Source organism: Sediminibacterium salmoneum NBRC 103935, from assembly GCF_000511175.1.
GTDB classification, from domain to species: Bacteria; Bacteroidota; Bacteroidia; order Chitinophagales; family Chitinophagaceae; genus Sediminibacterium; species Sediminibacterium salmoneum.
Genome location: NZ_KI866530.1, coordinates 1,134,878 through 1,147,289, shown reverse-complemented (window position 1 = coordinate 1,147,289; position 12,412 = coordinate 1,134,878). Strand labels below are relative to the sequence as shown.

At 39.6% G+C, this 12,412-nt stretch carries 17 protein-coding genes and 2 tRNA genes; 18 read left to right on the top strand and 1 reads right to left on the bottom strand.

The features are described 5' to 3' along the window. Nucleotides 1-13: 13 nt before the first annotated feature. Genes P767_RS0105515 through P767_RS0105460 form a run of 13 tightly spaced genes read left to right on the top strand, consistent with a single transcriptional unit; the run spans nucleotide 14 to nucleotide 8,259 of the window. Nucleotides 14-253, top strand: a complete 240-nt coding sequence (locus P767_RS0105515; protein WP_026763725.1) for a hypothetical protein — start codon at nucleotides 14-16, stop codon at nucleotides 251-253. Beyond that, the gene (locus P767_RS0105510) at nucleotides 234-449 is read left to right on the top strand and encodes a DUF6132 family protein (RefSeq protein WP_026763724.1); all 216 of its coding nucleotides are present in this window, start codon (nucleotides 234-236) and stop codon (nucleotides 447-449) included. The genes P767_RS0105515 and P767_RS0105510 overlap by 20 nt, the downstream gene beginning before the upstream one ends. A gap of 11 nt (nucleotides 450-460) precedes the next feature. Continuing rightward, nucleotides 461-754, top strand: a complete 294-nt coding sequence (trxA, locus tag P767_RS0105505; protein WP_026751620.1) for a thioredoxin — start codon at nucleotides 461-463, stop codon at nucleotides 752-754. A 6-nt stretch (nucleotides 755-760) separates the two neighbouring features. Beyond that, entirely contained in the window at nucleotides 761-1,075 is a 315-nt protein-coding gene (locus P767_RS0105500) for a rhodanese-like domain-containing protein (RefSeq protein WP_037351647.1), read from the top strand. Between the two features lie 15 nt (nucleotides 1,076-1,090). Next, nucleotides 1,091-1,924 carry a universal stress protein gene (locus P767_RS0105495; protein ID WP_026763722.1) on the top strand — a complete coding sequence of 278 codons (834 nt, stop codon included), beginning with the start codon at nucleotides 1,091-1,093 and terminating at the stop codon, nucleotides 1,922-1,924. A gap of 13 nt (nucleotides 1,925-1,937) precedes the next feature. After that, nucleotides 1,938-2,495 (top strand): YeeE/YedE family protein, encoded by a 558-nt coding sequence (locus P767_RS0105490; protein WP_026763721.1) that lies wholly within the window; start codon nucleotides 1,938-1,940, stop codon nucleotides 2,493-2,495. A 37-nt stretch (nucleotides 2,496-2,532) separates the two neighbouring features. Beyond that, the gene (locus tag P767_RS0105485) at nucleotides 2,533-2,946 is read left to right on the top strand and encodes a DUF6691 family protein (RefSeq protein ID WP_026763720.1); all 414 of its coding nucleotides are present in this window, start codon (nucleotides 2,533-2,535) and stop codon (nucleotides 2,944-2,946) included. Nucleotides 2,947-2,984: 38 nt separating this feature from the next. Then, entirely contained in the window at nucleotides 2,985-4,058 is a 1,074-nt protein-coding gene (locus P767_RS15995) for a c-type cytochrome (RefSeq protein WP_037351646.1), read from the top strand. Between the two features lie 14 nt (nucleotides 4,059-4,072). Next, on the top strand, nucleotides 4,073-5,782 hold the full coding sequence (locus tag P767_RS0105475; protein WP_026763719.1) for a bifunctional metallophosphatase/5'-nucleotidase: 1,710 nt from the start codon (nucleotides 4,073-4,075) through the stop codon (nucleotides 5,780-5,782). Nucleotides 5,783-5,802: 20 nt separating this feature from the next. Next, nucleotides 5,803-6,474 carry a hypothetical protein gene (locus P767_RS17535; protein WP_051417163.1) on the top strand — a complete coding sequence of 224 codons (672 nt, stop codon included), beginning with the start codon at nucleotides 5,803-5,805 and terminating at the stop codon, nucleotides 6,472-6,474. Then, nucleotides 6,438-7,226: a hypothetical protein gene (locus P767_RS17530; protein ID WP_157611386.1), complete on the top strand. Its 789-nt coding sequence runs from the start codon at nucleotides 6,438-6,440 to the stop codon at nucleotides 7,224-7,226. The genes P767_RS17535 and P767_RS17530 overlap by 37 nt, the downstream gene beginning before the upstream one ends. Before the next feature lies 1 nt (nucleotide 7,227). Next, nucleotides 7,228-7,860, top strand: a complete 633-nt coding sequence (locus P767_RS0105465; protein ID WP_026763718.1) for a Crp/Fnr family transcriptional regulator — start codon at nucleotides 7,228-7,230, stop codon at nucleotides 7,858-7,860. 3 nt (nucleotides 7,861-7,863) lie between these two features. Then, on the top strand, nucleotides 7,864-8,259 hold the full coding sequence (locus tag P767_RS0105460; protein WP_157611384.1) for a hypothetical protein: 396 nt from the start codon (nucleotides 7,864-7,866) through the stop codon (nucleotides 8,257-8,259). Here the strand turns inward: P767_RS0105460 and rocD are convergent. Beyond that, the gene (gene rocD / locus P767_RS0105455) at nucleotides 8,228-9,460 is read right to left on the bottom strand and encodes an ornithine--oxo-acid transaminase (protein WP_026763716.1); all 1,233 of its coding nucleotides are present in this window, start codon (nucleotides 9,458-9,460) and stop codon (nucleotides 8,228-8,230) included. The two genes, P767_RS0105460 and rocD, sit on opposite strands and share 32 nt — an antisense overlap. 169 nt (nucleotides 9,461-9,629) lie before the next feature. Between rocD and P767_RS0105450 the strand changes: the two genes are divergently transcribed. The 5 genes from P767_RS0105450 to P767_RS0105430 all read left to right on the top strand — a co-directional run bounded on the left by P767_RS0105450 (nucleotide 9,630) and on the right by P767_RS0105430 (nucleotide 12,338). Then, nucleotides 9,630-10,766, top strand: coding sequence for a serine hydrolase domain-containing protein (locus P767_RS0105450; protein WP_026763715.1), 1,137 nt, complete (start codon nucleotides 9,630-9,632; stop codon nucleotides 10,764-10,766). A gap of 34 nt (nucleotides 10,767-10,800) precedes the next feature. Beyond that, on the top strand, nucleotides 10,801-11,823 hold the full coding sequence (locus P767_RS0105445; RefSeq protein WP_026763714.1) for a glycosyltransferase family 2 protein: 1,023 nt from the start codon (nucleotides 10,801-10,803) through the stop codon (nucleotides 11,821-11,823). A gap of 44 nt (nucleotides 11,824-11,867) precedes the next feature. Then, entirely contained in the window at nucleotides 11,868-12,071 is a 204-nt protein-coding gene (locus tag P767_RS0105440; RefSeq protein ID WP_026751632.1) for a hypothetical protein, read from the top strand. A gap of 68 nt (nucleotides 12,072-12,139) precedes the next feature. Next, nucleotides 12,140-12,215: transfer RNA gene (locus P767_RS0105435), tRNA-Gly, on the top strand. 37 nt (nucleotides 12,216-12,252) lie between these two features. After that, a tRNA-Leu gene (locus P767_RS0105430) sits at nucleotides 12,253-12,338 on the top strand. Nucleotides 12,339-12,412 lie beyond the last annotated feature (74 nt).

Sequence of the window (12,412 nt, the reverse complement as noted above, 5' to 3'; positions counted from 1 at the left end):
AAACGAAAGGTCTATGAAGGATATCATTATGAGCAATTGGAATTGGATGCGGGTGATTCGTTTGCTGGCAGGGATTGCCATTATTATCCAGGCAATTGGAAATAAAGACACGGTATTTGGGGTCGCAGGTGTTCTTTTTACCATCATGGCCCTTTTTAACACAGGATGTTGTGGCGTAGGTGGCTGTAATACACCCATTCAAAAATCCAACAAAAGCACAGAAGATATTACGTATGAAGAAGTGGTTAAATAGTAACAAGCTATACCTGATCGGAAGTCTGGTAGGTGCTATTGTCGGTTATATTTACTGGCAACAGGTGGGATGTGTATCAGGTACATGTGCCATAACTTCCAAACCATTGAACAGCACTTTATATGGATCAATGATGGGGGCGTTGGTTTTTGGAATGTTCAAAAAAGAAGATAGAAAAGAATCCAATCAAGCTTAAAAATAAATCATATGACATTTAATGAAATGATTCAATCGGATAAACCTGTACTGGTAGATTTTTTTGCCGAATGGTGTGGCCCCTGTAAAATGATGTCTCCTATTTTAAAAGAGGTGAAAGACAGTTTGGGGGATGCTGTAACCATCATTAAAGTGGATGTAGATAAAAATCCACAGGCAGCAGCAGCTTATCAGGTACAGGGTGTTCCTACACTAATTGTTTTTAAAAACGGGAAACCATTGTGGAGACAGAGTGGTGTAGTACCCAAAAACGGATTAATCAATATTCTTCAACAATTTAAATAATCAATCATGGGCATTTTTGATATGCTATTTGGCGGAAATAATAATACCGCAGATTTAAAATCCCTAATTAATGAGGGCGCGTTTCTGGTGGATGTAAGAACTCCAGGTGAATTTGCCGATGGGCATGTAAAAGGTTCAGTGAATATACCATTGGATAATATTACCAAGGAAATTGCAAAGTTCAAGGACAAAAAGAGTGTTATCGTATTCTGCAGAAGCGGTAACAGAAGTGGAATGGCTAAATCTTTGCTTGAGCAACAGGGAATAACCAATGTAGTGAATGGTGGTACCTGGCAACATGTTGCACAATTTGTTCAATAAGTATAAAAACATACAATGGAAACTTTAAAAATTTTAATACCAACCGATTTCTCCGTTCAGGCAGAATATGCCTATGTAATGGTGCAAAAATTGGCTGAAAAAATTAATGTGGATGTGCACTTTTTACATGTTTTGTCTGTTCCGGATACGGTAACGATGGACGCACAGGGAAAAATTTCTACCTGTGGTGAAATTGATGTTCAGTATATTGAACAGCAAGTTTTAATTGCCAACAGAAATTTGCTTTCTTTGAAAAACCATTACGGGGATTCAATAAAAACACATCTCCAGCTGGGAAAAGTTACAGATTCAATTATTCAGTTTGCCAGCCATCAGCAGTTTGATCTGATTGTAATGGGAACCAAGGGCGCCTGGGGAATTAAAGAAAAAGTATCCGGAACAGAAACGCAGATGATTGCAAGAAAATCAACTGTTCCTTTATTGTCTTTGATGTGTGATCGTTCTGATCTTGCCATCAATCACTTGTTATTGGTACACGATTTCTCAACACCCAAGGCTGAGAATTTAACGCTGATGCATAAAATTCTGAAAGCCTTTAATCCAACGCTTCATTTACTCCAGATTGTTTCCGGAGATGCCACTGCAAGCAAGGATGTAATAGAATCTCAAATGAAACAATTTGCTTCTCTGAATTCTATTGAAAACTTTGAATGTCATGTTATCAGTGATACAGATGTTGAAAATGGTGTTATCCATTTTAACCAAATGCTTAATATGGATATGATTTGCATTGGAACGCATGGTAAGGGAGGATTGCTCCATCAGAGTGCCATGGAAAAAATGGTGAATCATTTATTTAAACCCATAATTTCATTTCAACTTAAATAAGTAAAAACTAGCAATGAAAGAATTAATAACGCAAACCTGGTCATGGTGGTTCTCAGGAGCAATGATTGCTTCCATCATGTTTTTCCTTTTGTATTTTGGTCAATCTTTTGGCTTTTCTTCTAATTTAAGAACCATTTGTGCTGCAGCGGGTCTGGGCAAAAAGACCAAGTTTTTCGATTTTAACTGGAAAGCTCAGTTGTGGAATATTGTTTTTCTGATAGGATCTATAATTGGTGGATATATAGCTTCGAACTATCTGTCTTCAGGTGGACCGGTTGAGATTTCTGCATCAACCATTGAAGATCTTGGTAAAATGGGTATTGCGGCCCCAACTTCTTTACAACCCAATGAATTATTCAGCTGGGAGGCAGTATTTAGTGTGAAAGGATTTTTAATCCTTGCTTTTGGCGGACTGATGGTTGGATTTGGATCGAGGTATGCAGGTGGATGTACTTCAGGACATGCCATTAGTGGACTTAGTAATCTTCAATTGCCTTCTTTGATTGCCGTTATTGGATTTTTTATCGGGGGACTTTTAATGACATATGTAATTATGCCATTTATTTTATAATAAGTAAGTGAAATCTAATTGATATAATCTATTTGCTATGAAGTTTTTAAAATTTTTATTACTTGGAATTGTATTTGGAATAGTGATGGCCAAGTCCGAAGCCATTTCCTGGTTCAGAATTCAGGAAATGTTTCGCTTTCAGGCATTCCATATGTATGGAATTATTGGTACCGCTGTTACCTTGGGTGTTATTGGGGTAGCTTTAATTAAGAAGTATAAAATCAGGGATTTTCACGGAAACCCGATTCTGTTTTTTCCAAAGGATAAATCCATAGCCAGATACCTGATTGGTGGTACCATTTTTGGGTTAGGATGGGCTTTAAGTGGTGCATGTCCAGGACCAATGGTAGTGAATATTGGATATGGATTTTTATCGATGATTGTAGTTTTCTTTTTTGCCATCGTAGGAACCTATCTATATGGTGTTTTTATGAAAAAATTACCCCACTAAATTATCATACAAAGCAATTCAACATAATCCGCCATTATATGGAAGCCAATCAACAAAAAGAAAAGGATCAGGGGCTAATCAAAATGATCCAGCGAATGCTGAACCTGATTATTGTATTGGTTGTATTTATTATTTTATTACCATTGGTTATTTACAATGCAGATATTATTAAAGGATGGTTCAGATCTGATAACGTAAAAGCCGTTACTCCTGCAATACCTGACACTGCAAAAGAGGGAGCCCCAAAAATGGCCGCAGCTGAAACTTACTGGCAACCTGTTGCATTGGATTTGGTTGCAGATACAAAAGAAAAAGAACTGTTGTATTATGGCAGAGATTTAATTGCTCATACTGCTAAATACCTGGGACCCAATGGTTCTGTTACTCAGATTTCCAATGGGCAGAATTGTCAGAACTGCCATTTACAGGCAGGTACATTGGCATTCGGGAATAATTTTGGATCAGTAGCTTCCACTTATCCGAAATTCAGGGCCAGGAGCGGTGCTGTTGAAAATATTTACAAACGGGTAAACGATTGTTTTGAAAGAAGTTTAAATGGGAAAGCGCTGGATACGAGCAGTAAGGAAATGCAGGCCATTGTTGCTTATATCAATCATATTGGGTCGAATGTTCAAACGGGAGAGAAAGCAGCCGGTTCCGGATTGAAAGACCTGGCATTTTTAGACCGAGCAGCAGATCCGGTAAAAGGCAAAACGGTTTATGAAACCAAATGCCAAAGCTGTCATCTGGCCAATGGAGAAGGGGTGCTTAATCCCGATAAAATAGAATATAGCTTTCCTCCTTTATGGGGAAAGCATAGCTTTAATGATGGCGCAGGGTTGTATAGAATTACCAATTTTGCAAAGTATGTAAAGTACAATATGCCTTTAGGGGTAACACACGAAAATCCTCAGCTGACCGATGAAGAAGCCTGGGATGTTTCTGCTTATGTTTTATCTCAGCAGCGACCACATATTGCTGTTCCAAAAGATTGGCCCGATATTACCCAAAAACCAATAGATCATCCATTTGGTCCTTATGCGGATGCTTTTACAGAAAAGCAACATAAATATGGTCCGTTTAAGCCGATAGCAGATAAAGCAAAAAAATAAAATCCTTCCATCCCATGTCAAAAAACAGAAGAACATTCTTACAGCAAATAGGAGTTTTGGGAACTGCAGGATTGGTTGCAGCGAGCAATACAGCGGATGCAAAGTCTGCTGAAAGTGTAAATGCTTTGGGGGAGTTAGAAAATCAATCGAAAGCGGTTGAGGGGGATGATGTATTGGAGCTCATCATTTTGCAAACAACAGATGTTCATTGTCAGGTTCATCCGCACGATGAATTATTCTGGGAAAACGGGAGAGCTGTTTTTAGAAAAACAGGCGGATACGCACATTTGGCCACTTATCTGGCAAAAGAGCGAAAAGCCAACCAGCATAGTTTTTTAATTGATACGGGCGATATGTTCCAAGGGAGTGAACTCTCTGTGAAAACCCTTGGTAAAGCAATGGTGCCTATTTTGAATGCATTGAATTATGATTTGTACTTGCCGGGTAACTGGGAAGTAATTTATTATAAGAAAGCCATGCAGACTTTGTTGGGAGCTTTGCATGCACCTAAGGTTTGTGCAAACATGTATCATGATCTGGGAGATGGGAAAAAAGGCGAATTGATTTTTCCTCCTTATCATATATGGCAGGTAAATGGCATTAAAATTGGGTTCATTGGATATACGGATCCGTTGGTTCCATTAAGGCAATCGCCTAATTACAGTAAAGGAATTATTTATACCCCACCGGAAGAAAATCTGGCACACTATGTAGATGTATTAAGAAATCAGGAACAGTGTGCCGCGGTAATGATTGTTGCACATTTAGGGCTATCGCAACAAATCCATCTGGCTAATTTGCCTGTTTGTGCGGGGGTAGATTATATTTTGGGAGGAGATACACACGAACGTGTCAGAAAACCCATTGTATGCAAATATGCAAAAGTGGTTGAGCCAGGTGCTTTCGGCTCCTTTGTAGGGAAACTGAAATTGCGCTTTAAGGCTGGTAAACTGATTGGAGAAGAATATGCATTGGATGAAGTAAATGCCACTCAGTTTAAAGCGGATAAAAAAATGGCTGCTTTAATTAGCCAGTATGAAGAACCATTTGCCAATCAGATTCACAAAATTGTTGGATATAGCACCATTCCTTTGTATCGCTATTTTGTTGTTGAGAATCCAATTGACACAATGATACTAAATGCTTTGCATTGGAAGCTTCCACAGATTGATATAGTCTTGTCTAATGGGTTTCGTTTTTGCCCACCCAGAACAACGCCAGATGCAACCGGTAATATTCCCATCACGGAAGGATTTATCTACGACATGTTACCAGTAGACAGTACAGTACGAACCGGTACTGTAATAGGAAAACAACTATTAGATTGGTTGGAAAAAGAACTGAACAATGTATTTGCCAAAGAAGCGTCTGAAAGGTTCGGGGGCTGGGTAATCAAGTTCAAAGGCATGAAAGTGAAGTTTGAGGCTTTTGCTGAAAAAGGAAAGAGAGTTAAGGAAGTACAAGTAGGTAATGCTTTATTGGATCCTGCAAAAACCTATTCTATCTGCGCCTGTGAAAGGGATGGAGATCCTTCCGATATGCTTTGCAGAATGCGGAATGTTCGTAATCCTCAGAATACTGCATTTACATTGCACGGAACCATGGCTGAATATTTAAAAAACAACTCGCCCGTTACCCCGGTGCCAGAAAAAAATGCCATCATTTTAGATGGGCCTGCAACCTTGTTGTCACAAGTAACTGGTGTTGATTATGAATTTCGTTAAAGAATAAACCTGAGAGGGATATGCGTTTAATAATTGTATTAACAGCTTTATTGCTGTTGAGTGGGGAATCTTTTTCTCAACACCAGGAAATAACCACCAAGCCTGAAATGTGGAAAGGGGCAAAAGAAAATTGGGTAGATACCAATTCAATATTGCATGCATTTAAACGAGGTACAGTAAATGGTCATTTCCGGTATTTTTTCATGGCAACAGATAATCGAAAAGGACTTACAGATTTTTATGCCAATGCGGCTGGCGGTGGCATTCGTTTTGAAACAGCCAGATTCAAGCGATTCCAATTTGCGGTGAGTGGTTTTTATAGTTTTAATATGGGTTCATCTGACTTTAATAAAAAAGATCCTGTAACTAATTTGGGCAGTCGTTATGAAACAAGTTTGTTTGATATTGAAGATCCAAATAACAAAAAAGACCTGGACCGATTAGAAGAGTTATACCTAAAGTACCATTTTAATCATGCGTCCATCACCTGGGGAAGACAATTAATTAACACGCCATTTATTAATCTGCAGGATGGAAGAATGAGACCAACGGGTGTAGAAGGTGTTTGGCTGGTAACTAATAAAGAAAAAAAACCAGATGGGAAGGGGGATTGTTATATGCTATATCTCCAAGAGGTACAGTTAACTGGTACAAAATGGGGGAGTCGATGGGATTGTATCCTTCCGGATTAAATACGGATGGAACAAAAGCTGGTTATCCGGGTCATATGGAAGTGAAGCAGGTTTCTATTTTGGGGGTTAAAAGAGATATTGGAAAAAATAAAGTGTTGCAGGGTTGGGATATTTGGGTGCCGAATGTTTTCAATGCTGCCATGCTACAACTGGATATTGATATTTTAACCGCAAACAAAAATGAAAACTTTTATGTGGGGGTACAAGCTTTAAAGCAACATGCTTTAGCCAATGGCGGCAATGAAGATCCCGCGAAGCGGTTTATTGAAAAAGGTAGTGGAGCATTCACCTATGGTGCCAGATTTGGCTTTAAAAATCAGCGATGGGATTATTCCATCAATTATAACCGCATCACAAAAGAAGGTCGCTATTTAATGCCCAGAGAATGGGGCAGAGATCCCTTCTTTACCTTTATGCCAAGAGAAAGAAATGAGGGCTTTGGAGACGTTCATGCAATTGTGGCAAAAGCGGCGTATGCAATCCCTCAGAAAAGATGGAAGCTGAATTTAGCTGCTGGTTATTTTGATATGCCTGATATAAGCAATCCTGTGCTTAATAAATTTGGTATGCCTTCTTACTGGCAGGTTAATGCAGATGTGCGGTATGCTTTTACGGGTCTGCTTCAGGGCATGGATGCGCAATTACTGATTGTTGGAAAAATGAATCAGGGGAATCTTTATAACAACCCTAAAAATGAAATCAATAAAGTTAATATGGTTCTCTATAACTTTGTTTTGAACTATCATTTTTAAAATGGCCAAAACCGTCACTCCTTTTGATGCAATATTTGAACCTGCTCTGGTTACAGAAATGTACCAGTTTGGCGAAGTGAGGCATTTTAACGAGGGAGACCTTATCATGGATTACGGAAAATACATCCGATCTATGCCATTGATATTAAAAGGAACAATCAAAGTGTTGCGAAAAGATGAGAACGGTAAAGAGCTCTTACTTTATTATCTATCCAACAATGAAAGCTGCTCTATGGCCTACAGCTGCTGTGTGGAAGCCAAGAAAAGTGAGGTAAAAGCCATTGCAGAAGAAGATGTTGAATTGCTGGCGATTCCTCATGTGAAACTGGAAGAATGGCTCTGCAAATATCCCAGCTGGAAAAACTATATCATGCGGAGTTTTAATGACCGCTTTCTGGAACTGTTGAAAAATATTGAATCCATTGCCTTTCATAAACTGGATGAAAGACTCATTGCTTATTTACGTGAGAAAAAAGAGATTACAGGTTCCAGTGTAATTAAGGCTTCCCATTATTTAATTGCAGATGAACTGGCAACTTCCAGGGTAGTGATATCCCGCTTATTAAAGCAACTGGAAAACGATGGTCGTATACTGTTGTATCGAAACGAAATAAAACTATTAAAAGATTTTTAATTCATGAAACACTCTCAAACAATTGGGTTTATTGCTGTATTGCTTACTATACTGGTTTGTTTCATGCCATGGGTGGTAATAGAAAGTAAAGAAATTACTATCACTGGTTTTAAAGCAGAAGGAACCAAATTCGGCAGACCCGGTATGTTCCTGGTTTATATGGGTGCAATAGCTGCAGCTTTGTTTCTGATTCCCAAAATCTGGGCGAAGCGTATTAATGTTTTTCTGACAGCCATGTTCTTTGCATGGGCTGTGCGCAATTATATTATTCTTACTACCTGTGATGGGGGCGAATGCCCGAAAAAGCAAGTAGGTTTATTTTTATTACTTGCCTTTTCGGCCATTACGATGATTATGTCATTCCTGCCTAAGATAGCGCTGCCAAAGCAGAACCAATAATGGAGACCGATTCGTTAATCTGTTCCTCATTGATGATTAAAGGAGGCGCAAATCTTATTTTATCTCCGTGTGTAGGCTTTGCAAGCAGACCTCTTTCCTTTAGCAACAGACAAAGTTCCCAGGCTGCATCCGGGTTGGGATGATTGATTACAATAGCATTCAGCAAACCCTTTCCTCTGATGGTTTTGATATAGGGGGATTGCAACTGTTCCAGTTTTGCACGCAACAACTGACCCATTCTTTCCGCATTATCGGCAAGGCTTTCTTCTTTTAAAACATCCAGAGCGGCCATAGCCACTGCGCAGGCTAGTGGGTTTCCACCATAGGTAGACCCATGTTCACCGGGTTTGATATTCATCATGATAAAGTCGTCGGCTAAAACCGCTGACACTGGAACTGTACCACCACTAAGGGCTTTACCCAATATGAGAATATCGGGTTTTACATTTTCATGATCACAGGCTAGCATTTTTCCCGTTCTGGCTAAGCCAGTCTGGATTTCGTCTGCAATAAAAAGCACATTGTATTGGGTGCAAAGAGCTCTCACTTTAGTTAAATAACCTTCGTCAGGAATCACCACACCTGCTTCTCCCTGTATGGGTTCTACCATAAAGGCTGCAACGTTCGGATCCTGTAATGCTTTTTCCAGTGCTTCGGTGTTGTTATAGGGAACCAGTTCAAATCCGGGCATGAAAGGCCCAAATTGGTGATAGCTACTGGGGTCGGTGGAAGAGGAAATAGCAGCCAGTGTTCTTCCCCAGAAATTACCTTCTGCAAAAATGATTTTTGCTTTATTCTCCGGAACTCCCTTTTTTGCGTAAGCCCATCTTCTGGCCAGTTTAATAGCTGTTTCACCTCCTTCAACACCTGTATTCATGGGTAATACCTTCTCGTAGTGAAAATACTGGGTGATATATTGTTCGTATTGTCCCAATAAATTATTGTGAAAAGCCCTGGATGTTAAAGTAAGTTTCTGTGCCTGTTGGGTAAGTGCCTGAATAATTTTGGGATGACAATGCCCCTGATTCACTGCAGAATACCCGCTAAGAAAATCAACATATTTCTTGCCCTCCACATCCCAGAGATAAATGCCTTCCCCTTTTTCCAGTACAACGGGAATAGGATGGTAGTTATGTGCACCAAATTTTTCTTCTAATTGTAAATACGCTGCTGTAACAGGCGATAAGTTCGCTGTTTCCATTTTTGTTTAATTTATAATGTAATGATTGCCGGCTTTGCCGGATAAGAGGGTTCAATATAAAAAACTATCTACCCGAAGGATGATCCAGGAAATCCAGGTTAAAATGGAGAAAGTGCATAAATAACATAGCTGCAAGATAATTAATTATATTCATTTAAAATTTCAAGGCATGAGAGTATTCAAGTGGCTATTTATTGTACTAGTGATAATTGTGGGGGTTTTTTCTGCGTATGCTATATTGGGCAATAAGAACTACCTGTTTAAGGCAGCTTACCATAATTTTTCCGGCATTGATGATTATAAAATTTTCAGTAACGATAAAGTAGAGGGTGCAGCCGTTGATCAGCCCTGGCCCTTTGGTGCGGCATACAACAAAATCAATTATCCGGATAGCCTGAATGGCTTGTTGGAAGACTTGAAAACAGTGGGGGTCTTATTAATAAAAAACGACTCTCTTCAGTTTGAAAAATACTGGGATGGGTATAGTGATAGTTCATTGTCCGGATCATTTTCTGTTGCCAAAAGTATTACCAGTATTTTAATTGGTGCTGCCATTAAAGATGGAAAAATCAAATCCGTTGAGCAGCCTGTTGGCGATTTTATTGAGGAATTTTCCGGGGGAGAGAAAGCGGCTGTTACCATTAAAGATTTGCTGACGATGAGCAGTGGAACAGACTGGAACGAGAGTTACTGGAATCCATTCAGTGTTACTGCTGAAGCCTACTATGGAAACGATTTACAGAAGACGGCCACGCAGGTGAAAATGAAAAATAAACCTGGCGCCATTCATTATTATAAAAGCGGTGACACCCAGTTGCTGGGTTTAATTCTGGAAAAAGCAACAGGGAAAAAATTGAATGAATACGCTGCAGAAAAATTATGGCAACCACTCGGGGCTACGCATGATGCGTTGTGGAGTACCGATCATGAAAATGGTAATACAAAAGCTTATTGCTGTTTCAATAGCAATGCAAGGGATTTTGCACGCATTGGAAAGTTTATGCTTGACTCAGGAAAAATAAATGGTGTGGCTGTGATAGACAGTATGTTTTGGAAACAATCCATTACACCATGTAATATTACAGACACAAAGGGGGAGAAGTGCAATTATTATGGATATCAGTGGTGGATAGACCCGCAGCATCCGGAGATTTTTTATGCCCGTGGTATTCTGGGGCAGTATATTATTATGATTCCTTCCAAACAGATGATTATTGTAAGACTTGCACACAAAGCTTCCAAAGAAAGGGTTCAGACAGTACCCAGGGAAGTAAGGGCCCTAATTAACTGGGGGCTGAGTTTATAATACTTTTGATTGTACTTTCGCCAAAACTTCCATTTTGAGTCCTTCTGTTGCAGTAGTCATTTTAAATTATAATGGTAAAAAGCACCTGGAGCAATTTTTGCCTTCGGTGATGGCTACCAATTATTTAAATCTTCAGATTATTGTGGCTGACAATGGGTCAACAGATGACTCCATTGAATTTGTTCAGCAAAATTTTCCTCATATTAAAATTCTGGACCACCATATCAATGAAGGATTTGCCGGTGGCTACAATTGGGCGCTGAAAAGGGTGGAAGCTGATTATTATGTTTTGTTGAATTCTGATGTAGAGGTTACAAACGATTGGGTTACACCTGTAATTGAGTTGATGGAGAAAGATAAGCAGATTGCTGCAGCACAACCTAAAATGCTGGCTTTTAGGCAAAGGGATTCATTTGAATATGCAGGTGCAGCCGGAGGCTGGATTGATCAGCTGGGCTATCCTTTTTCAAGGGGAAGGGTATTTGATATTTGTGAAGCAGACGAGGGGCAATACGACCATTGTGAACCCATTTTCTGGGCATCCGGAGCTGCTATGTTTGTGCGGGCGCCTGTTTTTCACGAAATGAATGGATTTGATCCTTATTTTTTTGCGCATCAGGAAGAAATAGATTTATGCTGGAGGATGCAGTTGGCAGGCTATACCATTATGGCTTGTCCTGATTCTGCAGTGTATCATGTTGGCGGTGGTACTTTACCCAGAGGAGGTAGGAAAGTTTTTCTGAATTTCAGAAATAACCTAATCATGATGGCAAAGAATCTGCCATTCGGGGAATTGATTTGGAAATTACCAATGCGGTTTTTTCTGGATGCGGTTTCTGCCTGGAAGGGATTATTAACGGGCGATATTTATTTTTTCACTGCTATCATGAAAGCGCATTTTGCCTTTGGCTGGTGGTTTTTGAGCAGATATGCCGGAATTAAGAAAGTAGGCAAACCTATGCACACCCTGAATGGAGTTTACACAGGGTCAGTGGTCTGGAATTATTTTGTAGAGAATAAAAAACGTTTTCTTGAAATTATATCCACAAGGAGATGATAATTTTGGTTTCATACCTTATTTTTGCACCGTAATTATTAACTATGTCACAGGAAATATTAGAACACAAGGCAAAAGACATTAAGACAAACTGGGTAAATTCTTCCAGATTCTTGTTTTACCTACAAGTATTTTGCATTTTAGCTTTTGTATTGGGTGGATGTTACCGTATGTACAACCAGCGCTACAAAGGAAAACCTAAAGTAGAAGTGCAAAGCAGTTCTAAATACAAACCAGAATATAAATAATCGAAAAAAAATTTTGTTATGAACTAGAGATTGCTATTTTTGCACTCCCAATTTAGTTCTTACAAAACGCGGAAGTAGCTCATTTGGTAGAGCACGACCTTGCCAAGGTCGGGGTGGCCGGTTCGAGCCCGGTCTTCCGCTCCAAGAAATCCCGCTCAGAGTTGCGGGATTTTTTATGGCAGCCCCGGTGGTGGAATTGGTAGACACGCAGGACTTAAAATCCTGTTCGCCGCAACGCGAGTAACGGTTCAACTCCGTTCCGGGGCACAAAGCCTCTCTGAGAATTCAGAGAGGCTTTTTTATTTGTGAACGACGAAAGCTTGCTTTCGGAAGTGAGCAAA